The sequence below is a fragment of the Adlercreutzia equolifaciens DSM 19450 genome, assembly GCF_000478885.1.
Taxonomy (GTDB): Bacteria; Actinomycetota; Coriobacteriia; order Coriobacteriales; family Eggerthellaceae; genus Adlercreutzia; species Adlercreutzia equolifaciens.
Genome location: NC_022567.1, coordinates 976,234 through 999,369 on the forward strand (window position 1 = coordinate 976,234; position 23,136 = coordinate 999,369).

The following is a 23,136-nucleotide window of genomic DNA, read 5'->3' on the forward strand; positions in this document are numbered from 1 at the left end:
CGAGCGGATGGAAGCAGCATGGGCGAAGCGAAGACGATTGCAGTCATAGGCGGCGGGGCCTCGGGGCTGGCTGCGGCCGTGGCGGCCGGGGAGGCTCTACGGGATTTGGAAGGTGCCGGAGGTGCGGCCGGTGAGGTCGTAGAAGGTGACGCGGGCGCGGCGCGGGTCGTCGTGTACGAGGCCTCCGACCGCGTGGGACGCTCTATTCTGGCCACGGGCAACGGACGCTGCAACTTCTCGAACGCGCGGCCCGACGAGGGCGACTACCGCAACGCCGCTTTTGTCAGGCGCGTGCTTTTCGAGTTCGAATGCCAGGCGAGCCGCTATGTGCCGTCCCAGGCCAAGACGAGCACCGCCTATCCGAACGGCGTGCTGGGGTTCTTCTCCGATCACGGGCTGATGTGGCGCGAGGAAGGGGAAGGGCGGCTGTACCCCTTGGCGAACAAGGCCGCATCCGTGCTTGATTGCCTGCGGGCGGCCTGCGTTGCGGCGGGGGTGGAAGAGCGCGTGGAATGCGAGGTCGTGGCCGTGGAGCCGCCGCGCGCCGAGGGCGCCCCGTTCACGCTGCGCTTGGCCGACGGGCGCTTCGAGCGGGCCGGTGTGGTTATCGTGGCCGCAGGCGGCACCGTCGCGCGCGGGCTTCTGCCCAAGGGCACCTCCTTTCGCGAGCCGGAGCCGACGCTGGGGCCGCTGTCCACCGATCCGAGCTGGCCGCGTCGCCTCGACAACATCCGCGTGCGCGGGGCGCTCGAGCTGTGGCGACCCGGCAAGGAGATGACGCCCCAAGAGCTCAACCGCCACGGCTTCCCGATGGGCACCCACGAAGGCGAGCGGCTGGTGTCCCGCGAGGTGGGCGAGGTGATGTTCCGCAAGTACGGCGTTTCGGGGATCGCTGCATTCAACCTGAGCCGCCTGGTCGAGCCCGGCGACGTGCTCGCCGTGGACTTCGTGCCCTGGGTGCGCCTTTGCGACATGGAGGCGTTCCTCAACCGTCGCCGCAAGCTGCTGCGCGCCTCGCTCGGGCGCGATGTGATGTGGAACGATATGCTGCGCGGTATGGTGCTCGCGCCCGTGGCCGACGTGCTGCTAGAGGCGGCGGCGCTGGACGGTGCGCGCCCGGTGGCCAAGGGGGAGACGGCCGTCATAGCGCCGGTGCTCAAGGGGCTGCGGCTTCCTGTGACGGGCCTCGGCGATGTGCGGCAGTGCCAGGTGCACCGCGGGGGCGTGAGCGTCCGGGCGGTGGACGACCGCACGTGCGAGGTGCGGCGCGTGCCGGGGCTCTACGTCGTCGGCGAGGCGCTGGACGTGGATGCGGCGTGCGGCGGCTTCAACCTGCACTGGGCCTGGGCCTCGGGGCTGCTCGCGGGCTGGTCGGCGGCGGAAAGAATCGCGGACCTCGCCAGCTTAGCCGACGCTTCGGGCTCCTCCGGCTCGGAGCGGCGGGAGGGGGCGCCGTGCTCAAACAGCATTGAAGTGCAGGGCTCGTCGCGGGTCGCTGGCGGGAACTTATGCACTTCAATGAACTGCGCGCGGACCCCCTCCCGCCACTCCGAGCCTGCTCGTCGGAACAAGAGGGGGCGCGCATGATTCAGGCTTCCAATGTTCCGGTTTCTCTTGATGCGCTTCTCCCTGAAAACGAATCGCTCTTCCGCCGAGAAATCGCGCGGACGCTCGGGGTTAAGACGGGCGCTATCACTGAGGTGAAGCTGCTGAAGCGGTCGATCGATGCGCGGAAGAAGTCGAACGTGCATGGCGTCGTGACCGTGGCGGTTGGGCTCGCGGAGGGTGCTGCGCCGCGACCGGCGAAGGGTGTGGCGGTGAAGGCCTACGAGCCCCCTGAGCCTCTTTCGATACCGCACGTGGAACCGACTGGGCTGCGGCCTGTTGTGGTCGGGGCGGGGCCGGCGGGGCTGTTCTGCGCGCTGTATCTGGCGCGGGCCGGGTTGCGTCCGCTGGTGGTGGAGCGGGGCGCTTCCGTGGACGAGCGCGTGGAGATCGTCGAGGCCTTCAACGCCGGCGCGCCGCTCGATGAGCGCACGAACATCCAGTTCGGCGAGGGCGGGGCGGGCACATTCTCAGACGGCAAGCTGAACACCGGTATCAAGTCGCCCCATATCCGCCACGTGCTGGAGGCCTTCGTGGAAGCCGGCGCGCCTGCGGACATCCTCGTGGACGCCAAGCCGCACATTGGCACCGACCTGCTCGTCGGCGTCGTGCGCAACCTGCGTCGGGCCATCGAGGAGGCCGGGGGAGAGGTGCGGTTCCTCACGCGCCTCGACGGCCTTGTGCTTGAGGGCGGAGCTGCTGATCGTCCGGGCGTCGCTGATGCTGTGGATGAGGTTGGCGGCGAAGATGGCGAAGCGCGCGTCACTGCCGTTCGCCTCGTCGATGAGCGCACGGGAGCGGCGGAAGTCTTCGCCACCGATTGCGTCGTGCTGGCCTGCGGGCACTCCGCGCGTGACACCTTCCAAATGGTTTGCGAGGCCGGGGCGGACATGGCCCGCAAGCCCTTTGCCGTGGGCGTGCGCATCGAGCATCCCCAGGCTCTCGTGAACGAGTCCCAGTACGGGTCGGCCGCTGGTCATGCGGCCCTCGGGGCGGCCGACTACAAGCTGGCGGTGAAGACCGACGACGGCCGGGGCGTCTACAGTTTCTGCATGTGTCCGGGCGGGGAGGTGGTGGCGGCCGCCAGCGAGGAGGGGCTGCTCTGCGTGAACGGCATGAGCCGCCACGCCCGCGCCGGGGCCAATGCTAACGCGGCGCTGCTCGTGGAGGTGCGCCCCGACGACCTGCCCGGCGACGATCCGCTGGCCGGCGTCGCCTTCCAGCGCCAGTTGGAGCGGGATGCGTATCAGCTCGGCCGCGGCTTGACGGCTGGCGGCGGGGAAGATGCTAGCGCACTTTGTCCTCCGTACACGGCTCCGGCCCAAACGGTCGGCGACTTCCTCGTGCACGCCAGCGGCACCCCGAGCGCCGCGGTGACGCCCACCTACCCGCGCGGCGTGGCTTGGCGCGACCTGCGCGATTGCCTGCCGCCGTTCGTGACCGATGCCCTCGCCGAGGCGCTGCCGGCCCTCGATCGCAAGCTGCACGGATTCGCCAGCGACGATGCCGTCATGACCGCCGTGGAGGCCCGCAGCTCAAGCCCCGTGCGCATCGTTCGCGACGATGGCTTCCAATCGAATATCGCGGGCTTGTACCCCTGCGGGGAAGGAGCCGGGTACGCCGGCGGCATCACGAGCGCCGCCGTGGACGGCCTGCGCGTCGCCGAGGCCATCGTGACCGAACGGCTTTCAGAAACCGCAGCGCCCGTGATCTGCGAGGGGATCGCGTCGGCGCAACCAGTATCTGGCGAAACTGCTTTCTGCGAGAAGGAGGGCCGATGAGCAACTGCCCCTTCGATGGCGCCTGCTGTCCGCTCTCGCTCGGCGAGGCCGCCTGTGCCCTGGCCGCCGGCGAGGCTGTCGTCTTTCCGACGGACACCGTTTTCGGCTTGGGTGTCTCCGTGAAGGCGGCCGCAGGCCCCCGTCTCCTCTACGACCTGAAGCACCGTGACGCTGGCAAGCCCGTGGCGTGGCTCGTGGAAGGCCCCGAGACGCTGGACGTTTACGGCAGGGATGTTCCCGCCTACGCCCGGCGCCTCGCCGAGACCTTCTGGCCCGGTGCCCTCACCTTGGTGGTGCGCGCGTCGGCGGCCGTTCCCGCTGCCTTCCGGTCGCCCGCGGGTACTATCGGGCTGCGCATGCCCGACAGCGAGGCGGCTCTCGCCCTCATCCGTGCCGTCGGCTGTCCCTTGGCCGTCACCTCGGCCAACCTCTCGGGAGCGCCCGATACGGCCCGGATCGAAGATCTCGATGGGGCTCTCATGGCGCGCACCGCCGGTGTGTACCTTCCCGATGATCTCCCGCCGTACTCGATCGCGTCCGGCGTCGCCGAAGCAGCTGAAGCTGTCGAAGCTGGCGAAGCAGCCGAAGCAGCCGAGGGCGCTGCCGCGCTCATGTCGTCGAGCGCTCGCGTCCGCGCCGACGTCGCGGCAGGAACCGCCGGCGATTCTGATGCCCCTTCTGCGGGCATCGCCTCCACCGTGCTCGACTGCACTGGCGACGTCCCCCGTGTCCTGCGCGCAGGCGCCCTCACCTTGGAAGATATGAAAGGATGCCTCTCATGAGCGCCGCAAACGATGCCTTCGCGACCACTGGCCGCACCGAATTCTCCTTCGATTCCGCCGACGGAAAAAGCCAAGTCCGCGCCGTGCTCTGGGTGCCCCTGGCCATGGAGCGGGCCGATGCGGCTGCCGGCGAGCCGTCGCTTGGCTGCTTCAAGCCGCGCGGCGTCGTGCAGCTCGTCCACGGCATGGCCGAGCATATCGACCGTTACGATGATTTCGCCCGTTTCCTCGCCGACGCAGGCTACCTTGTGGCCGGTCACGACCATATCGGCCACGGGGACACGGCCGCCGCGCCCGAATGCCGCGGCGTGATCGGTGCCGAGGGCGGTGCCGACGCCATGACCGACGACGTGGAACAGCTGCGCCTGCTCGTCTCCCAGCAGGTGGCGCCTGGCACGCCGTACTTCATCTTCGGGCATTCCATGGGCTCGCTCGTGCTGCGCAGCTATCTGCCGCGCTACGGGCAGGGCCTTGCCGGCGCTGTCATCTGCGGTACGGCCAACGAGGCCACCGCCGTCTCCCGCGCCGGCAACCTGGCTGCCCGGGCTATCGCGGCCGTGCGAGGCGACGGCTACCGCAGCGGCCTTCTGCACGCGCTCGCCGACGGCGCCTACAGCCGCGCCATCAAGGACGCCCGCACCCCCTTCGACTGGCTTTCCCGCGACCCGGCCGTGCCCGACGCGTTTATGGCCGATGAGGCTTGCGGCTTCATGTTCGGTGCCGGCGCCTACGCCACCCTAACCGAGCTGGCCTGGCGCGCCGCCGCGCCGGCGACCTTGGCCGCCACGCCCCACGACTTGCCCCTGCTCTACGTGGCCGGCGACGCCGACCCCGTCGGCAAATGCGGCCGCGCTGTCGCTGCCGCCGCCGAGTCCATGGAGGCCGCCGGCGCCGAGGACCTCACCTTGCGCCTGTTTCCCGGCATGCGCCACGAAATTCTCAACGAATTCGGCAAAGAAGAAGTCTACGATTTCATCCTGAACTGGATAAACCTACACGAATAGGCCAAAGTGCAACTCGACAATCTCGTCGAGCTGCACTTTGATGTCCTCGAAGGGCGTATCGAGATCAAGCGTCTTCACGCTAATCTGGTTCCCGCTCATTCTGTAAACGCCATCTGGCTGTATTTCCTCGTCGGTTTGCGCGTACAGCAACATCCCCGACACCTCGTGGGGCACGTCGGCGCGTGCGAGTTCCGCCTCCTTATTTTTCACATAGGTGAAAATCTGGTATAGATTGTGCGAATGGACGCTATGCGTGTTGTACTGATGCTGCGTAGCATGCGAGTAATATTTCGCGTCGATGATGAGCGTCGTGTGGCCGAGTGAGAGCACAACGTCGCTCTTCATGACAGGCAGCATATCGTCGAAGTCGTCGTCAAGCGTCCAGCTGATGTGAGGAGCGCCAACATGTAGCTTGGGATGCTCGCGCTTGAAGTATTCTAGGATGAACCGTTCATACAATCGGCTCATGCGCTGTTCGTCTAGAAAGTCCATGAGTTTGGTTGATCCGTCTTCTTGGGTCTGCAGCAGCCCTTTGGCAATGAGCCAGCACACATTTATCAGCATGCGGTAGGTCTGGTTATTTCGATTGAAGCGCATCTGCCAGTTCGCGGTTGCCAGATCGATGTCGCTCACGTCGTCGAAGTATGCGAGCAGTCGCTTGATATCCCGCTTGCGCTCTTTGCTTAGGTTCGAGCGTACCAGCAGCATCATCGTTGCCTTGAGGATGCGATTCATGGGTGTGTCGATTGAGGACTCGTCGTAGCTGCACACCATTTGTCGTCGCAGTACGGATCTTGTTTTCACCGAATCGGTAATCTCGAGTTTTCCTCGTAAAGTCGAGAGTGTATCGGTATGGTCTATGTACTCCCGTCCGAGGCCGCGTTTGACTTGAGAGTTTGTGCCGCGTATCAAAATAGCAGCGCAGAGCTCCGCCGCGTTGTCGAACTCTTCGGTAGCCATCTCGCGATACCCTTGCTCGCACAGCACCTGGAAGGCGTAGGCGAGCATATGATAGATGTTCTGGATGCGGATCATTTGATGGACTTGCGCAGAGCGTCGGTCCACTCGCGAACCTTCGATGGCTCGTCGAACCAGTACTCGCGCAGCATTGGTGCAAGTTCGTATTCCACGATGGCCGAGAGTTTTGCGTCTGTTACGTCGGCAGCTTTCATGCCGCAGAAATAGCTATGCCCGATGCAAAAGCCATCGCCCAAAGTGTCATCGTCGGAGATGGCGGCGTTCAGCTTTACTGTGCATGCGAGAAGGTTGTTAAGCTTCGGGTTGCCCAGGCTGTCGCGGTAGGCAATGAACCCCTTGGAATCGAATCCAGGACGCAGGTCGAAAAATGCGAACCGTCGACGTAGCGCATAATCGAGCATTGCGAGCGAGCGGTCAGCGGTATTCATCATGCCGATGAGATACACATTGCTTGGCACGTAGAAGCGTTCGCGTGAATAGAGTAGCTGCAACTTGTTATTGGGCCCTCGCTTGTCGTTCTCGATGAGCATGAAGAGCTCGCCGAAGATCTTCGATAAGTTGCCTCGGTTGATCTCGTCGACGATGAAGAAGTAATCATTGTCGGTATCGTCTTGCGCCTTCTTGCAGAACGTGTAGAAGCTTCCCTTGATGAGGTCGAAGCCCGATGCGGAAGGACGAAAGCCTTCGATGAAATCCTCGTAGCTATAACTTTGATGGAACTGCACCATCATCACGCGATCGCGATCTTTTGCGCCCATCATCGAATAGGCCAAGCGCTTTGCAACGAAAGTTTTTCCCACGCCGGGAGCGCCTTGCAAGATGATGTTCTTTTTTGAACGAAGCACACCGACGAGCGTGTCGTAAGTTTCCTCGTCCATGTATGCCTCGGAGAGGAATTGCTCGCGGTCGTAAGGGAGGTCTGCGGGGAGCGTCCCCCCGAGGGTTTCCTCGGCATCCTCCTCGAAATAGCCGTTTACCTTCTCCACGAAGTCGGTATAGTCGGTGACGTCAGTGAGGGTCTTCATCGCGAACTGGTCGTCATGGGTCCAGTGACCCTTGTGGGTCCACTTTACTTCGCGTAGGTTGGGGTAGTGGCCAGCATCCGCATCGTATGCGTAGCCCCCTACAACCACTCCGCGACCAAGGATTTCCGTACGCCCCCGCTTAACAAAGACGATATCGCCAGGTTTGATGTCGTGGGTAAACTGCCACACTGCGTGTGCCGAGTTTTTCTGCGAGGTTTCATTACCACGTATCTGCTGAAGAGCGAGCCTCATGTCTTCTTTGGTCGAATACTCGCGCAGGTCGCCGAGTTCGTGCCAACCGAGGCCCATGACGCCACGGGTGTAGAAGTCCTCCCACATGCTTGCGCCTTCGCCGGGTGCATAGAGCCAATAATGGACGACTTCCACCCCCGCGTCGCCAAGTGCGTTCTCCTCTGCTTCTTGTTCAGCGGCCTTGGCTGCTGCCTTTCTCTCTCTATTGACTCGTTCCGATTCGATAAATGCCGCATTAGAGAGTGAAGGAAAGCCATTGTATGGGCAGTCGGCGCTGTTAAGCTCTGCTCGGATAGTGTCACAGATGGCAAGATAATGTTTGCCATCGTGAATAGGCGCGTCTTTTTCTTTTGGCATGATGCTTGCTATAGGGACACCGGCCTTTGCGGTATCGCCCATGAACCACCTATTGCGCGAGTCTAGATTGATGAACGCGAGCGGTCTGGCCCAATAAAGCCCCATAGTGAGTTTCCAGCCCAGGCCGAACTGCCCAACTGTTTTATCGAAGGCGGCCGCAAAGGCATTGCGATTTTCGGGGTTGTCTGCGTCAGCTAGAGCAAGTTCCGCTTCGAACAAATCCCAGAGATTGTCGATATCGGATTCGCCGCGCCTGCTGTCCCCAATGAAAGCGTAGAAGGTGGCATTCAAGTTGTTGAGCAAGGGGGTTCCAGCGAAATCGTTTGGTAGTTCAGCGGTGATGCAGAATACGTCTGCGAGAGCGGCAACGATTTTTCGTCTGTTCTGACTTGAGATACCTTTGTTGAAGAGTCCGAATATCGTAAAGGGGTCAATATCGTTAGGGACGCCGCCGTCATCAAGCTTAGGAAGCTTCGTGTCGATGCTCTCGTACATCGCTTGCAGCTTGTCGATCAAGGCAGCGCGGTCGTTCTTGTAAGGCAATAGCTTGTTTGCCAGCTCGGTGTAAAAAGGAACCCATGTGTAGAGTTCTTCCGCCATGTAATCGCCTCTCTAGCCGATCTCTTTTTCCGTTATCGTATCATACCGTGCGCCAGAAGGGCTGTTGGACGCACTGGTCAGTCCATACCCTTCGCACCTCGTTGCTGGAACGGGGTGCTTCGGCTAAAGTTGAGCGAAGCGGGATGCGGGGTGCCGCTCACCAAGCGAGTTCCGCAGGTGGTATCGAAGGCGCAATGATACGGGGAGGAGTAATCCTTGGTGCCTTCGATACCAACGAGGACTGTCTGAGCGACTGAGCGGTACCCCGCAGCCCGCCCCCGAAGAGCCACAGCAAGAAAGCGAGAAGAGGAGAAACGAACATGAAAAAATACGTCATAGCGCTCGATGCGGGCACCACCTCTTCCCGCGCCATGCTCATCGACCGCGCCGGCCGCCCCGTCGCCTCGGTTCAGCGCCCGTTCCCGCAGATATACCCGCAGCCCGGCTGGGTCGAGCACGACCCGCAAGACATTCTCTCCTCGCAGCTGGGCGCGCTCACCGAGCTCATCATGTCCTCGAACGTGGACACCGCCGAGATCGATTCCATCGGCATCACCAACCAGCGCGAGACCACCATCGTGTGGGACCGCGCCACCGGCGAGCCCATCATGAACGCCATCGTCTGGCAGTGCCGCCGCACGGCGCCCATGGTGGAGGCCATCGCGAGCGACCCGGCGACCGCGGCCGAGATCACCGCGCGCACGGGCCTCGTGCCCGACGCCTACTTCTCCGCCAGCAAGCTCGCCTGGATCTTGGGTGAGGTGCCCGGCGCCCGTGCCCGCGCCGAGGCGGGGGAGCTCTGCTTCGGCACCGTGGACAGCTGGCTCATTTGGAAGCTCACCGACGGGGCCGTGCACGCCACGGACGTGACCAATGCGAGCCGGACCATGCTCTACAACATCCACGAGAGGCACTGGGATCCCTTCCTGCTTAAACTCTTCGGCATTCCCGAGGCCATTCTTCCCGAGGTGCGCCCCTCTTCCGGCAGCTTCGGCATAACGGCGAACCCGGGGCTCGTCCAGGGCATCCCCATCTGCGGCGTGGCGGGCGACCAGCAGGCGGCGCTCTTCGGCCAGTGCTGCTTCCATGCGGGCCAGGCGAAGAACACCTACGGCACCGGCTGCTTTCTGCTCATGCACACCGGGCACGAGGCCTGCGCGAGCGAGCACGGGCTCGTGACCACGGTGGCGGCCTCGGCCCCCAACGCGGGGGGCACCGAGTACGCGCTCGAGGGCAGCGTGTTCATGGCCGGCGCCCTCATCCAGTGGCTCCGCGACGAGCTCGGCATCATCGACAGCGTCGCCGAAACCGACGCCATCGCCCGCAGCGTGGCCACGACCGACGGCGTCTTCGTCGTGCCCGCGTTCACGGGTCTGGGCGCCCCCTGGTGGGATGCCGACGCCCGCGGTGCCATTTTGGGTCTCACCCGCGGCGCCGGGCGCGCCCACATCGTGCGGGCGGCGTTGGAGTCGATCGCCTACCAGGTGTGCGACTTGGCCCGCGCCATGGCCGAGGACGCGCGCATGCCGCTTTCGGTGCTGAACGTCGACGGGGGAGCGGCGGCCAACGACTTCCTCATGCAGTTCCAAGCCGACATGCTCGGCGCGCCCCTGCGCCGCCCCGACAACGCCGAGACCACCGCTCTCGGCGCCGCCTACCTGGCCGGTCTTTCCACGGGCTTCTGGAAAAGCACCGAGGAGCTGGCGGCCCTGCGCGAGGGCGAAGACCGCTTCCTGCCCACCTTCGACGAGCCCATGCGCGCCGCCCGCCTCGCCGCCTGGCACGAGGCCGTCTCCCGCATCCGCAGCTAGGACTTCGCCCGTCTCTCCCGATTTGGTGCGGAAAGCGTGAGCGAGGGGGCGCGGGGGCACTCGAGCGCCTACAATAGGCCTCAAGGCATTCGCGACGGAAAGGAAGTGGCCCATGCGCGTGAGCATCGGAAGCGACCACGCCGGCTTCGAGCAGAAGCAGGCCCTGGTGGATTACCTGGTGGGGAAGGGGTACGACGTCATCGACCGCGGCCCCGACAACGATGATCGCGTCGATTACCCCGACTACGCGGCCCCCGTGGCCCACGATGTGGCCGACGGTGTCGCCGAGCGCGGCGTGCTCGTGTGCGGAACGGGCATCGGCATGGCCATGGCCGCCGACAAGGTGCCCGGCGTGCGTGCCGCTAACATCATCAACTCCGAGTTCGCCGCCTTGTGCCGCGAGCACAACGATGCGAACGTCATTACCCTTTCCGGCCGCTTCGTGCCGCTCGAGGAGAACGAGCGCATCCTCGACACCTTCTTCGCCACCGACTTCGGCGGCGGCCGCCACGCCGGCCGCGTTCAGAAGATAATGGAACTAGATTAGAGAAGACCAGGGAAGCTCAGAGAAGATTAGCAAAGGAGACAATAGATGGCTTTGGAATTTCTCGCCGCTGAAGATCCGCAGGTGACCGACTGCCTGCGCCAAGAACTCGCCCGCCAGCGGGGGAGTGTGGAGCTCATTGCGTCGGAGAACTTCACCTCCCGCGCCGTCATGGAAGCGGTGGGCAGCGTGCTCACCAACAAGTACGCCGAAGGGTACCCCGGCAAGCGCTACTACGGCGGCTGCGAGAAGGTCGACATGGTGGAGGATCTCGCCCGCGACCGCGCCTGCGAGCTGTACGGCGCGAAGTACGCCAACGTGCAGCCCCATTCCGGTGCCAGCGCGAACTTCGGCGCGTATCTTTCCATCATCGAGCCCGGCGACACGGTGCTCGGCATGAGCCTCGACCACGGCGGCCATCTCACCCACGGCAGCCCCGTGAACTTCTCCGGTCTTCTGTACAATATCGTCTCCTACGGCGTGAACCCCGAGACCGAGACCATCGACTACGACGAGCTCGAGCGCATCGCGAAGGAGTGCCGCCCGAAGGTCATCGTCGGCGGCGCCTCGGCCTACCCGCGCTTCATCGACTTCGCGCGCATGGCGGAAATCGCCCATGAGGTGGGCGCCTACCTCATGGTGGACATGGCCCACATCGCCGGCCTCGTGGCCGCGGGGCTGCACCCGAGCCCGGTGCCCCACGCCGACATCGTCACTTCCACGAGCCACAAGACCCTGCGCGGCCCGCGCGGCGGCTTCATTCTCACGAACTCGGATGAGCTGGGTCCGAAGATCAACAAGGCCATCTTCCCCGGTGCTCAGGGCGGCCCTCTCATGCACGTCATCGCCGGCAAGGCCGTGGCCTTCGGCGAGGCGCTGCGTCCCGATTACCGTGTTTATATGGAGCATGTGGTGGAGAACTGCCGCACCCTCGGCCAGGGCATGACCGACGGCGGCCTGCGCCTCGTCTCCGGCGGCACGGACAACCACCTGTGCCTCGTGGACCTCACGGCCTCCGACATCACCGGCAAGGACGCCGAGAAGCTTCTGGAATCCGTGGGCCTTACGGTGAACAAGAACTCCATCCCCAACGAGCAGCGCTCGCCCTTCGTGACGAGCGGCATCCGCGTGGGCTCCGCGGCCGCCACCACTCGAGGATTTACCGCCGAGGACTTCTACGAGATCGGCCAGCTCATCGCGACCACGGTGTTCAACGCCACCGACGACGCCAAACTCGCCGACGTGCGTCGCCGCGTAGACGCCCTGCTGGAAGCCCACCCTCTGTACCCGGGTTTAGAGTATTAAAAGAGGCATTGGGCTTGGCTGAGCAGGCTGCGAGGCGGGGGCGCCCGCGCGCAGGTTGCGCAGCGAACAGGCGACACGGATGTTGCTGCGATAGTAGTTGGGTAGGTGCGGGGGCGGACGAAAGGAACGAACTTATGGAACCGAACGACCGCGTCGTCGTCCTCGATCACCCCATCGTGCAGCACAAGCTGGCCATCCTGCGCGACAAGCACACCCCCTCCAACGAATTCCGCGATGTCGTGCGCGAGCTCTCGCTGTTCGAGACCTACGAGGCCACCCGCGACTTGCCGCTCACGAACGTTTTCATCCAAACGCCCATCGCGCCCTTCGACGCCAAGCAGATCACGGGCCGCAAGGTGGCCTTCGTGCCCATTTTGCGCGCCGGCCTCGGCATGGTGGACGGAGCGCTGGAGGTTATCCCTCGGGCCCGCGTGGGACATCTGGGCATGCAGCGCAACGAGGAGACCCACGAGCCCGAGAGCTATTACGACAAGCTGCCCCGCGACATCGCGAGCCGCCGCGTCTACGTGCTCGATCCCATGCTCGCCACCGGCGGTTCTGCCGAGGCGGCCGTCAAGTACCTGCGCGAGGCGGGCGTGTCGGGCACCATCCGCTTTTTGTGCCTCGTCTCGGCCCCGGAGGGCATCGAGCGTCTGCTCGCCGCCGACGATGATCTCATCATCTACACCTGCGCCATCGACGACGGCCTCAACGAGAACGCCTACATCGTCCCCGGCCTCGGCGACGCCGGCGACCGCATCTTCGGAACCGAGTAATCTGACCGGATTGATTTCGGCAAAGGCTGAGCAGGCACGGGGATGGCGGGGGTCTCCGCGCGCAGGTTGCGCAGCGAACGGAACAGCCCAGTGGGCTGTTCCGCCGAGCGAGCCATTGCTTGAGCACGGAGGCCCCCGCCATCCCCCGCGCCGGACGAAAGGAACAACCATGGCAGAAGATAACCGTCCCAGCTGGGACGAGTACTTCATGAAGATGGCCAACGACGTGGCCACCCGCACCACCTGCCTGCGCCGCGGCGTCGGCGCCGTCATCGTGAAGGACCGCCGTATCCTGGCCACGGGATACAACGGCGTGCCCACCGGCCTGACCCACTGCAGCGAGACTGGATGCCTTCGCGAGCAGCTGGGCGTGCCGAGCGGCCAGCGTCACGAGATCTGCCGCGGTTTGCACGCCGAGCAGAACGCCATCATCCAGGCGGCCCGCTACGGTATCAACATCGCCGGCGCCACCATCTACGTGAACACGCAGCCCTGCGTCGTGTGCGCCAAGATGCTCATCAACGCCGGCATCACCGAGATCGTCTACCAGAACCCGTACCCCGACGAGCTGTCCCAGGAGCTTTTGGCCGAGTCCGGCATCCTCGTCCGGGAGTACACGGGGGAGTAGATCAGGGAAAAGTCGGTGATCGAAGCGACGGACGCGCCGATGGCTTCGTTTTAGTGCACCTGCACAAATTTTCCCAGATCAGGGGCGCAAGCCGCCGCCGCGATCATTTCACCGCTCACCCCAGAAATTGGTTGAGTTGGTCAGCTTTTGTGAACAAGACGTTATCATAGGCAACGGTTTACATTGGGTGTAACAGCGCGCAAGCGCCCCGACGGAAGTAGGTTATGGTACTGGCAATCGCACTCGGCATCTTGGCGGGCATCGCGGGGTTTTTGCCCCTCGTGTTCGGCTTGCACCGGGTGAAGCACATGACGGATTCGGGCAATCTGGGGCACATGGGCGTGCTCATGCTCTGCCTGCTCTTCTCATTTGTCCTCATGTTCGCCTTCGCCATCCTCTGCATCAACGTCAACCGGGATGCTGCGCTGCCCTTTGTCCTGTCGGAAGCCGGGGCTCTCTCCGTCACCGCCATCGCGTTCGGCGTGACGAGGCTGACTCGGAAAAGCTAGGAAAGGTTGATACGTGGACGCTCTTTCAATGCTCTCTGAAGAAGTGCCTCATCTTCAGGCATCCTTCGATCCCACCGTGGTTTTCGGCGGAGTCACCCAGTACATTGTATGGATGGTCATCTGCTGGATCATCACGCTGGTGCTGATCCTCGTCGTGGGCCGCAAGCTCACGCTCATCCCGACGAACAAGTTCGTCAACACCGTCGAGTACGGTTACCAGTTCGTGCGCAACGACATGGGCGAGGGCATCATCGGTCACGGCTTCAAGAAGCACGTGCCCTTCCTCGCCACGCTGTTCTTCTTCATCCTCATCTCGAACTTCGTGGGTCTTATCCCCGGCTGCAAGACGCCGACGGGCACCATCTCGGTGACCTGGGCGCTCGCTACCATCTCGTTTATCTACTTCAACGTCTGGGGCATCAAGGCCAAGGGTGGCCTGACCTACCTGAAGTCCTTCGCTCCGGCGGGGCTCCCGAAGGTCATGGTGCCGATCATCTGGTTCTTGGAGCTCATCTCCACCTGCATCCGCTGGCTCACGCTCGCCGTCCGACTTTACGGCAACATGTTCGCCGGCCACATGGTGCTCGGCATCTTCGCGCTGGCCTCCAGCGTGTTCCTCACCTGCGGCATCCAGGCGCTCGATCCCATCAGCGGCGTGCTGTCGCTGCCCTGGTTCCTGCTGCTCATCGCCATGTACGCCCTGGAGACGCTGGTGGCGTTCCTTCAGGCCTACGTGTTCACGGTGCTCTCCGCGGTCTACGTCCAGATCGCCACGAGCGCCCACTAGGAACCGCTCCCGCGCGCCGCACCCCGCGCCGCGCACCCGGGGCCACCAAGGCCCCACCCCCCATCTGGGTTAAGCCGGCTCCTCCAAAGCCGGAAACCATAATCCGTAAGTGTTTTTGGGAAACAGGCTCAAAAACGACCTAAAGGAGGAAACTGTGGAAACTGTATTCGTCATTGCTGCGCTGAAGCTCGTCGGCTATGGCCTGGCCACCATCGGCCCCGGCCTCGGCATCGGCATCGCCTGCTACGGCTGCTGCGTGGGCACCGCCCGCCAGCCCGAGGTGGGTGGCCGTCTGTTCACGAACTTCATCATCGGTGCCGCTCTGGCCGAGGCCCTGGCCCTCATCGGCTTCGTTCTCGCCTTCATCCTCTAGTTCTAGTCTTTAACCGGTTGTCATAGCCGTTATAAGGCTGGAAGGAGGAATTGCACGTGAAGACAAGAGCGAACAAAGCAGTTGCGAAGGTCGCCTTCGGCGCCTTGGCTCTCAACGCTGCTTTCCCGGCGCTCGCGTTCGCTGCTGAGGCGGAACAGGAGGGCGGTATCTCCGCCATCCTCCCGGACATGGCGGAGTTCATCCCCATGCTCATCGCCTTCATCATCCTCTGGATCATTCTCGCGAAGTTCGGCTGGCCGATGTTTGCCGGCATGCTGGAGAAGCGCGAGAACACCATCCGCGAGGCCCTGAAGAAGTCTGAGGAAGCTCAGATCGAGAGCGAGCGCGTGCTGGCTGAGTACAACAAGCAGCTGGCCGACGCCAAGGCCCAGTCCGCGCAGATCATCGCCGACGCCCGCTCGGTGGGCGAGGCCGTCAAGGCGGACATCACCGCCCAGGCCCAAACCGAGGCCGCCGACATGATCGCGAAGGCCAAGGCCGCCATCGAGGCCGAGAAGAAGCAGGCCATTTCCGAGCTGCAGGCCACCGTGGCCGACACCTCGGTCGATGTGGCCGCGCGCCTGATCGGCGAGGATCTCACCGAGGGTGAGCACCGCGCCATCATTGAGCGCTACGTCAAAGAGGCGGGTAGTTTCAATGGCAACTAATCGTCTCGTCGTGAAAGAGGAAGTCGCGGTTTACGCATCGGTGCTCTTCGATGCCGCCCATACCGCCGGCGGCCAGGAGGCAGTGCTTGAGGTGCGCGAGCAGATGGGCGAGATCATCCGTCTCATGCGCGCCGACCTCGAGCTCACCCAGAGCCTGTCGAACCCGGACTTCACCCCCGCCCAGCGCAAGGAGCTGGTGGAAGGCACCTTTGCCGACTGCCATCTGGCGCTGCGCGAGGTGCTCGCGGTCATGGCCGAGCGCGGCCAGGCGGACCTGCTGCCGCGGGTCTTCGACGCGTACCGCGAGCTGCTGGGCGACAAGCTGGGCATTTGCGTGGTCGACGTGACCACCGCCGTGCCGCTCGACGACGGACTGCGCCAACTCATTACGGAAAAAGCCGAGGCCGATTTGGGACGGCGCGCGGTGCTGCGCGAGCGCATCGATGCGTCCATCCTGGGCGGCATCATCATGGATGTTGACGGCAACTACATTGACGCGAGCATGATCTCGCAGCTCAATCGCGCCCGCAACGTCCTCAAGGACACAACAGATGGAGGTGAATGCTAGTGACTGAAATCACCGCACAGTCCATCGACGAGGCGCTGAAGAAGCAGCTCGAGCAGCTGAACGTCAGCGTCGAGTCTCGCGAAGTGGGCACGGTCATCCAGGTCGGCGACGGCATTGCGCGCGTCGACGGCCTGCGCGATGCCATGGCCGGCGAGCTGCTCGAGTTCATCGGAGAGGGCGGCAAGACCGTGTACGGTCTGGCCCAGAACCTCGAAGAGGACGAGGTCGGCGCCGTGCTTCTGGGTGACGTCACCGCAATCAAGGAGAACGACCAGGTCCGCACGACCGGTCGTATCGTGGAGGTTCCCGCCGGCAAGGCCATGCTCGGCCGCGTGGTGAACCCGCTGGGCCAGCCCATCGACGGCAAGGGCCCCATCAAGGCCGAGGGCACGCGCCCGGTGGAGTTCAAGGCTCCCGGCGTTATCTCCCGCCAGCCCGTGAACGAGCCGATGCAGACCGGTATCCTGGCCATCGACTCCATGGTGCCGATCGGCCGCGGCCAGCGCGAGCTCATCATCGGCGACCGCCAGACCGGTAAGACCGCTATCGCGATCGACGCCATCATCAACCAAAAAGATCAGGACATGATCTGCATCTACGTCGCCATCGGCCAGAAGGCCTCCACGGTGGCCGGCGTGGTGGAGACCCTCGAGCGCCACGGCGCCATGAAGAACACCATCATCGTGGCCGCCACCGCCTCCGACTCCGCTCCGCTGCAGTACATCGCGCCGATGGCCGGCGCCGCCATGGGCGAGTACTTCGTCTACAACGGCGAGGACGGCAAGCCCGCGGGTCCCGAGAACAAGGGCCGCGCCGTGCTCATCGTCTACGACGACCTGTCCAAGCAGGCCGTGGCCTATCGTCAGATGTCGCTGACCCTGCGCCGCCCGCCGGGACGCGAGGCCTATCCGGGCGACGTGTTCTACCTGCACTCCCGCCTGCTGGAGCGCGCGGTCAAGATGTCCGACGAGAACGGCGGCGGCTCCATGACCGCCCTGCCGATCATCGAGACCCAGGCCGGCGACGTGTCCGCCTACATTCCGACCAACGTGATCTCCATTACCGACGGTCAGATCTTCCTGCAGACCGACCTGTTCTTCCAGGGCCAGCGCCCGGCAGTCGACGTGGGCATCTCGGTGTCCCGCGTGGGCGGCTCCGCGCAGATCAAGGCCATGAAGCAGGTGGCCGGCTCCCTGCGTCTGGATCTCGCCAGCTACCGCGAGCTGCAGGCCTTCACCCAGTTCGGCAGCGATCTGGACAAGGCCACCCAGGATCAGCTGACCCGCGGTTCGCACATGACCGAGCTTCTGAAGCAGGGTCGTTACATGCCGATGCCCGTGGCCGAGCAGGTCATTGCCATCTTCGCCGGCAACGAGGGCTTCCTCGACGATCTGCCGCTCACGTCCGTGGTTCGCTTCCGCACCGAGCTGCTCGCGTCGCTGCGCGCCTCCAAGCCGGAGATCCTGCAGACGATCAACACGGAGAAGAAGCTCAGCGACGAGACCAAGGTCGCTCTGAAGGAGGCCATCGCCGCCTTCAAGCAGTCCTTCGACGCCGCAGCGTAAGGTAGGTAGACCATGCCCAACCTACACGACATCGAACGGCGAATCAAATCCGTCACCTCGACGAAGCAGATCACGCGCACCATGGAAATGGTCGCGGCTGCTAAGATTCGCCGTGCTTCCGAGCGCGTGGAGAGCGCGCTCCCTTGGGCGGTCGCCATCTCAGACATGCTCATCAGCACGGCAAAGTACGCTCACTTGGATAACGAGCCGCTGCTGCAGGTCCACGACGAGGTGAAGCGGGTGCTCATCGTAGCCGTCACCTCCGACCGGGGTCTCGCCGGCGGCTTCAACACCAACGTGCTTCGCTATGTGGAGAAGCTCTCGAAGGAAAAGCAGCGGGAAGGTGCCGAGGTGGAGGTGGCTGCCTGTGGCAAGAAGGCCATCGGGTACTTCACCTACCGAGGCATCGAGCCGGTGTTCTCCTTCGCGGGATATTCGGCCGACCCCGAGTTCGCTCAGGCGGCCGAGCTGTCCGGCTATGTGATGCAGGCTTACGCCGAGGGCAAGCTCGACGAGGTGTTCATCGTGTACAACCACGCGAAGAACGCCGCCGAGCAGACCTTGGTCGAGCAGCAGGTGCTGCCGGTGAAGGAGGAGTCCTACGCGGATCTTCTGGGTCTTAAGGCCAAGGAGGAGGACGTTTTCAAGTCCTTCCGCGAGCGGGACGATTCCGCCATCCCGGGCGACATCGACTTCGAGCCGAGCACGGAGTCGGTCATGTCCTACATGATGAACGCCTACCTGAACAACGCGTTCTACTACGCGATGCTCGATTCCGCAGCGGGCGAACAAGGCGCTCGCCGCAACGCGATGAAATCGGCTACCGACAACGCGAACGAGATGGTCTCCACCCTGGAGCGCATTTACAACACGGTGCGCCAGGGCGCCATTACCACGGAGATCACCGAGATCGTCGGCGGTGCCGCAGCTTTGGAGGATTAAATGGCTGATAACACTTCTACTGAAGCGGCCAAGGGAGGCGCCATCGGACGCATCGTCCGAATCGTCGGCGCCGTTGTGGATGTGGAGTTCCCGGCAGACGCCATGCCGGCCATCTACAACGCCCTTACCGTGAAGGCACAAACCCCAACGGGTGAAGTGTCCACCGTGCTCGAGGTGCAGACGCACCTGCCCGGTGACATCGTCCGTACCGTCGCTATGACGTCCACCGACGGCATGGTGCGCGGCTTGGAGGCAACCGACACCGGTTCCCCCATCATGATGCCCGTGGGCAAGGCGACCCTGGGCCGTATTTGGAACGTGCTGGGCGAGCCCGTTGACGGCAAGCCCATGCCCGAAGACGTCGAGTGGCGCCCGATTCACCATCCGGCCCCGCCGTTCGACACCCTGGTGACCACCACCGAGACCTTCGAGACCGGCATCAAGGTCGTCGACCTCATCGAGCCCTACGTCAAGGGCGGTAAGACCGGTCTGTTCGGCGGCGCTGGCGTGGGCAAGACCGTCTGCATCCAGGAGCTCATCAACAACCTGGCTCAGGAGCATGGCGGCACCTCCGTGTTCACCGGCGTGGGCGAGCGTACCCGCGAGGGTACCGACCTCTACCTCGAGATGACCGACTCCGGCGTTATCGAGAAGACCTGCCTGGTCTACGGCCAGATGAACGAGCCTCCGGGAGCCCGTCTGCGCGTGGGCCTCGCGGGTCTGACCGAAGCCGAGTACTTCCGTGACCAGGGTCAGGACGTGCTGTTGTTCATCGACAACATCTTCCGCTTCACCCAGGCCGGTTCCGAGGTGTCCGCACTGCTCGGCCGTATGCCCTCCGCTGTGGGCTACCAGCCGACGCTGGCCACCGAGATGGGCGATCTGCAGGAGCGCATCTGCTCCACGCAGACCGGTTCCATCACGTCCGTGCAGGCCGTGTACGTGCCCGCCGACGACCTGACCGACCCGGCCCCGGCCACGACGTTCACCCACCTGGACGCCAAGACCGTTCTGTCCCGTTCCATCGCCGAGCTGGGCATCTACCCGGCCGTGGATCCGCTGGAGTCCACCTCCCGCGCGCTGGATCCCGAGATCGTCGGTCAGGAGCACTACGACGTGGCCATGGGCGTGCAGCAGATCCTGCAGCAGTACAAGGATCTGCAGGACATCATTGCCATTCTGGGCATGGACGAGCTGTCCGAGGATCAGAAGCTGACCGTGAACCGCGCCCGTAAGGTGCAGAAGTTCCTGGGCCAGCCGTTCCACGTGGCCGAGGTCTTCACGGGCCTGCCCGGCGTGTACGTCAAGGTCGAGGACACCGTGCGCTCCTTCAAGGAGATCCTCGATGGCAAGTGCGACCACATCCCGGAGCAGTGCTTCGTGAACAAGGGCGCCATCGAGCAGGTCTACGAGGCCTACGACGCCATGCAGAAGGAAGGTAACTAATGGCCTCCATGGGCTGCATTGTGGCTCTTCCCGACAAGGCCCTGTTCCAGGGCGAGATCACCTATGCCAACATCCCGGGCACCGACGGCTACTTCGGCGTGCTGCCCGGGCATGAGCTGACGGTGTCGCTGAACCGCGAGGGCGGTGTTGTGACGCTGACCATCGGCGAGAACGAGAAGCGCGAGTTCCTCGTGATGGGCGGCGCCACCTCCGTGCTCGACGACAAGGTGACGGTGCTGGCCCGCTTCGGTACGGCCGTTGAGGACATCGACGCCGAGGCCGTGCGCGCCGAGGCCGCCGAGTGCAAGAGCGCCATCGCCGAGCTGGAGCAGAAGAACGATCCCCAGGATCAGGCGACGCTGATGACCCATCAGAAGAAGCTCGAGTGGTGCGAGGCCCAGCTTGCGCACGTAGGCCAGGCCGCGTAAGGCCCAGCCGAGCCAAGAAAGGGAGCCGCGACACGCGCAGCCCCAAATTTTGAGCCTGTTTCGAGAGGCGCCCACCCGGGCGCCTCTCGTCGTTTGAACGCGAAACCGATTTCGCTTCATGTCCGACGTACGAAATCGACTTCGCTTCATGCTCAACGGCTTTTCCCTGCGCTCGAGCGAGTCGGAAATTTTCGGAGCCTTCCCAGCGGCCACCCCTCCCAGTCAACGAACACCCCCGTTTTTGCATGAAATCTCGAGTTGTTAGCGTCTAGGGCCGCTGCGCGAGAAGATCGGGAAGATGCGCGCCAAATGCGCTCTCGTAAAATACCAGGTCAGGATCTTGCTCCCAAGAGATGTCTCCAAGCTCGCCATTCAGGTGCACTCTCGAGACGCTAACAACTCGAGATTTCATGCGATTTCGGGACAGTTCGTCGACCGAACGAGCGATAAGCAGTAGTCTTGACTTTCTCAAAGGTTGTACTCAAAATGTTGTACATCGGAAAGGAGGTCACTGTGACCGATGCGATGGTGACGGGGCGGATGCCGGAGCGGAAGAAGCAGCAGGGGCTTCGTGTGCTCAAGCGAGATGGAATGAACGCCTCTCAGGCGGTGAACCTCTTGTTCGACCGGCTGATCGAGGAGGGAAGCGCCGACTTCCTTTTGCAAGATGGCGATGCGTCTGCGGACGAGCGGTGGGCATCGGCGGCGCGCTTTGTCGATAGCCTCTCGCGCAAGCGCTCAACACGGTTCGACGATATGACGAAGGCGGAGATCAAACTTGACCGTCTCGCCGCCAAGGGGCTGGTGTGACATGGCCCAAGTCGAGCTACTTCTCGACACCAACGTGGTTGTGGACTACCTGAATGAACGCGAGCCGTTCTACGAGAAGGCGCGCTTGCTGATGATCGGCGGCCGGGTGGGGGAGTTCGAGCTGTGGATCTCCTCGTCTCAGATGACCGACCTCGTGTACATCCTTTCCAACGGAGGACGAACGAGCGAGATGGATGTCGTCATGGGGCAACTGCGGGGCTTGCGCACCTTCGTCAACGTGTTTGCAGCGAGCGAGAGGGAAGTCGACCTGATGCTCGCCGCCTCGTGGCACGACCCAGAGGACTACCTCCTTCACGAAATCGCCCTGGCGCTTAGGGCCGATGCCCTCATCACACGTAACCAGCCCGATTTCCCCCAGGGCCTCGTTCCCGTCATGAACTGCGACGAGTTCTTCCAATGGATGCGAGATACGCACGGCCTCGACTACGGCGAGATCGAGTTCTGATTTGCTGAGGAAAGCGATGGCTTTCTTCACTGATTCCTTTAGAACTGCAAGATTAGTGCTGGGCCTCATCGTCCGTAATACTTCGTGCTAGAATCAGGCAAGTGGAAAAGGCCGAGCATGAAAGGCGAGTGGCGAGCGTGCGATTTTGGGAAGACGGGGAGGGGCGCCTCTATACCGACGAGCAGCTGCTGCGCCATATCGCTCATTACGGCTCGTTGGGGGCGACGCTTGCATATGGCGACATTCGCCTCGTGAGCGAGTCTCCACAGCTCTCGCGTACGCGCCCTGGCGAGCGTCCCCGTCTCGCCGATTACCTCGAGGAGGCCTAACGGCTCATGACCGACGAACTTCTGAAATCGGCCTACGAGGGTCTTGTGGCCACGTGGCGTGCGTTGAACAAGGGACATCGCTCGCAGCTGCTCGATCGGTTCAAGGTCTCCTATTCCTTCAATTCCGGCAACATCGAGAACCCCGAGATCACTTACCACGATACCGCCGAGATATTCGATGAAAACGGCGTGTCGAACTTCACGGGGGATGTGCGGACCATCTACGAGATCAACAACCTCAAGAACGCCTGGATCTGGCTCGAGGATGCACTTGCAAGTGATGCGGCTCTCGACGAGGAACTTGTCCTGTCGGCGCACCTCGTTCTCACGCGCGGCACCTACGATGACGCCCGTTGGGCCAAGGGCGAGCGGCCGGGAACGTTCAAGAAGGGCGACTATCGCGTCGCCGATGACGTGGGAGCCGCGCCTGAGGAGGTTCCCGGGCTTGTTAAAGCATTGGCAGCCGAGGTTCAGGAGGCCCTGCTCTCTGAAAGCGCCGAGAAAAATGCTCTGACCATCGCCGCATACCTTCATGCGCAGCTGGTCGATATCCATCCCTTTGCCGATGGCAACGGACGCACGGCGAGGCTGCTCATGAACTACGTCCTCCTGAAGCTGAACGGCGCTCCCTGCACCATCAGCGCTGACGACCGCCTGGCCTATTTCGGCGCCCTGGACGCCTTCCATCAGGAGGGCGAGCTCGTCCCCTTCATCGACTTCTGCCGTATTCAGACCCTGAAGACCTGGGAGCAATTGCTGTAGGTTTCTCTGGCGCAATCGATGTCGTCTTTTTCAGC

24 protein-coding genes are annotated in these 23,136 nt (G+C 63.4%); 22 read left to right on the top strand and 2 right to left on the bottom strand.

Going from position 1 to position 23,136, the window contains the following annotated elements:
- Window positions 1-18 precede the first annotated feature (18 nt).
- The 4 genes from AEQU_RS03670 to AEQU_RS03685 are packed head-to-tail and all read left to right on the top strand — an operon-like array spanning window position 19 to window position 5,172.
- Entirely contained in the window at window positions 19-1,587 is a 1,569-nt protein-coding gene (locus tag AEQU_RS03670) for an NAD(P)/FAD-dependent oxidoreductase (RefSeq protein ID WP_022739584.1), read from the top strand.
- Window positions 1,584-3,386 (top strand): NAD(P)/FAD-dependent oxidoreductase, encoded by a 1,803-nt coding sequence (locus AEQU_RS03675; protein WP_022739585.1) that lies wholly within the window; start codon window positions 1,584-1,586, stop codon window positions 3,384-3,386. Before AEQU_RS03670 ends, AEQU_RS03675 begins: the two co-directional genes overlap by 4 nt.
- Entirely contained in the window at window positions 3,383-4,168 is a 786-nt protein-coding gene (locus AEQU_RS03680) for an L-threonylcarbamoyladenylate synthase (RefSeq protein ID WP_022739586.1), read from the top strand. The genes AEQU_RS03675 and AEQU_RS03680 overlap by 4 nt, the downstream gene beginning before the upstream one ends.
- Complete coding sequence (locus AEQU_RS03685; protein ID WP_022739587.1) at window positions 4,165-5,172, top strand: alpha/beta fold hydrolase; 1,008 nt, start codon at window positions 4,165-4,167, stop codon at window positions 5,170-5,172. Before AEQU_RS03680 ends, AEQU_RS03685 begins: the two co-directional genes overlap by 4 nt.
- On the opposite strand, the gene mcrC is transcribed toward AEQU_RS03685, so the two are convergent.
- Together mcrC and AEQU_RS03695 are read right to left on the bottom strand one after the other, a co-directional pair.
- The gene (gene mcrC, locus AEQU_RS03690) at window positions 5,161-6,207 is read right to left on the bottom strand and encodes a 5-methylcytosine-specific restriction endonuclease system specificity protein McrC (protein WP_022739588.1); all 1,047 of its coding nucleotides are present in this window, start codon (window positions 6,205-6,207) and stop codon (window positions 5,161-5,163) included. The two genes, AEQU_RS03685 and mcrC, sit on opposite strands and share 12 nt — an antisense overlap.
- Complete coding sequence (locus tag AEQU_RS03695) at window positions 6,204-8,384, bottom strand: AAA family ATPase (RefSeq protein WP_022739589.1); 2,181 nt, start codon at window positions 8,382-8,384, stop codon at window positions 6,204-6,206. The genes mcrC and AEQU_RS03695 overlap by 4 nt, the downstream gene beginning before the upstream one ends.
- Window positions 8,385-8,704: 320 nt before the next feature.
- On the opposite strand from AEQU_RS03695, the gene glpK reads away from it, so the two are divergent.
- From glpK to AEQU_RS03785, 18 genes are all read left to right on the top strand, one after another.
- The gene (glpK, locus tag AEQU_RS03700; RefSeq protein ID WP_022739591.1) at window positions 8,705-10,195 is read left to right on the top strand and encodes a glycerol kinase GlpK; all 1,491 of its coding nucleotides are present in this window, start codon (window positions 8,705-8,707) and stop codon (window positions 10,193-10,195) included.
- Between the two features lie 112 nt (window positions 10,196-10,307).
- Window positions 10,308-10,742 (top strand): ribose 5-phosphate isomerase B, encoded by a 435-nt coding sequence (gene rpiB, locus AEQU_RS03705; RefSeq protein WP_022739592.1) that lies wholly within the window; start codon window positions 10,308-10,310, stop codon window positions 10,740-10,742.
- Between the two features lie 45 nt (window positions 10,743-10,787).
- Entirely contained in the window at window positions 10,788-12,044 is a 1,257-nt protein-coding gene (gene glyA, locus AEQU_RS03710) for a serine hydroxymethyltransferase (RefSeq protein ID WP_022739593.1), read from the top strand.
- A gap of 134 nt (window positions 12,045-12,178) precedes the next feature.
- On the top strand, window positions 12,179-12,820 hold the full coding sequence (upp, locus tag AEQU_RS03715; RefSeq protein ID WP_022739594.1) for a uracil phosphoribosyltransferase: 642 nt from the start codon (window positions 12,179-12,181) through the stop codon (window positions 12,818-12,820).
- A 169-nt stretch (window positions 12,821-12,989) separates the two neighbouring features.
- Complete coding sequence (locus AEQU_RS03720) at window positions 12,990-13,448, top strand: deoxycytidylate deaminase (RefSeq protein WP_022739595.1); 459 nt, start codon at window positions 12,990-12,992, stop codon at window positions 13,446-13,448.
- Between the two features lie 224 nt (window positions 13,449-13,672).
- Window positions 13,673-13,957, top strand: coding sequence for a hypothetical protein (locus tag AEQU_RS03725; RefSeq protein WP_022739596.1), 285 nt, complete (start codon window positions 13,673-13,675; stop codon window positions 13,955-13,957).
- A gap of 13 nt (window positions 13,958-13,970) precedes the next feature.
- Complete coding sequence (atpB, locus tag AEQU_RS03730) at window positions 13,971-14,744, top strand: F0F1 ATP synthase subunit A (RefSeq protein WP_022739597.1); 774 nt, start codon at window positions 13,971-13,973, stop codon at window positions 14,742-14,744.
- 154 nt (window positions 14,745-14,898) lie between these two features.
- Complete coding sequence (gene atpE, locus AEQU_RS03735) at window positions 14,899-15,117, top strand: ATP synthase F0 subunit C (RefSeq protein WP_022739598.1); 219 nt, start codon at window positions 14,899-14,901, stop codon at window positions 15,115-15,117.
- A 56-nt stretch (window positions 15,118-15,173) separates the two neighbouring features.
- Entirely contained in the window at window positions 15,174-15,785 is a 612-nt protein-coding gene (gene atpF, locus AEQU_RS03740; RefSeq protein WP_022739599.1) for a F0F1 ATP synthase subunit B, read from the top strand.
- A complete protein-coding gene (atpH, locus tag AEQU_RS03745) occupies window positions 15,775-16,353 on the top strand; it encodes an ATP synthase F1 subunit delta (RefSeq protein ID WP_022739600.1) in 579 nt (192 codons plus the stop codon). The genes atpF and atpH overlap by 11 nt, the downstream gene beginning before the upstream one ends.
- Window positions 16,347-17,918 (top strand): F0F1 ATP synthase subunit alpha, encoded by a 1,572-nt coding sequence (gene atpA, locus AEQU_RS03750; RefSeq protein WP_173400365.1) that lies wholly within the window; start codon window positions 16,347-16,349, stop codon window positions 17,916-17,918. The genes atpH and atpA overlap by 7 nt, the downstream gene beginning before the upstream one ends.
- A gap of 12 nt (window positions 17,919-17,930) precedes the next feature.
- Window positions 17,931-18,860, top strand: a complete 930-nt coding sequence (atpG, locus tag AEQU_RS03755; protein ID WP_022739602.1) for an ATP synthase F1 subunit gamma — start codon at window positions 17,931-17,933, stop codon at window positions 18,858-18,860.
- Window positions 18,861-20,306 carry a F0F1 ATP synthase subunit beta gene (gene atpD / locus AEQU_RS03760; protein ID WP_022739603.1) on the top strand — a complete coding sequence of 482 codons (1,446 nt, stop codon included), beginning with the start codon at window positions 18,861-18,863 and terminating at the stop codon, window positions 20,304-20,306.
- Window positions 20,306-20,734: a F0F1 ATP synthase subunit delta/epsilon gene (locus AEQU_RS03765; protein ID WP_022739604.1), complete on the top strand. Its 429-nt coding sequence runs from the start codon at window positions 20,306-20,308 to the stop codon at window positions 20,732-20,734. The genes atpD and AEQU_RS03765 overlap by 1 nt, the downstream gene beginning before the upstream one ends.
- Before the next feature lie 513 nt (window positions 20,735-21,247).
- Entirely contained in the window at window positions 21,248-21,544 is a 297-nt protein-coding gene (locus tag AEQU_RS03770; protein ID WP_022739605.1) for a hypothetical protein, read from the top strand.
- Window position 21,545: 1 nt separating this feature from the next.
- The gene (locus tag AEQU_RS03775) at window positions 21,546-22,010 is read left to right on the top strand and encodes a type II toxin-antitoxin system VapC family toxin (RefSeq protein ID WP_022739606.1); all 465 of its coding nucleotides are present in this window, start codon (window positions 21,546-21,548) and stop codon (window positions 22,008-22,010) included.
- A 137-nt stretch (window positions 22,011-22,147) separates the two neighbouring features.
- Complete coding sequence (locus AEQU_RS03780; RefSeq protein WP_022739607.1) at window positions 22,148-22,339, top strand: hypothetical protein; 192 nt, start codon at window positions 22,148-22,150, stop codon at window positions 22,337-22,339.
- Window positions 22,340-22,345: 6 nt separating this feature from the next.
- Window positions 22,346-23,101 (top strand): Fic family protein, encoded by a 756-nt coding sequence (locus tag AEQU_RS03785; RefSeq protein WP_022739608.1) that lies wholly within the window; start codon window positions 22,346-22,348, stop codon window positions 23,099-23,101.
- Window positions 23,102-23,136: the final 35 nt, after the last annotated feature.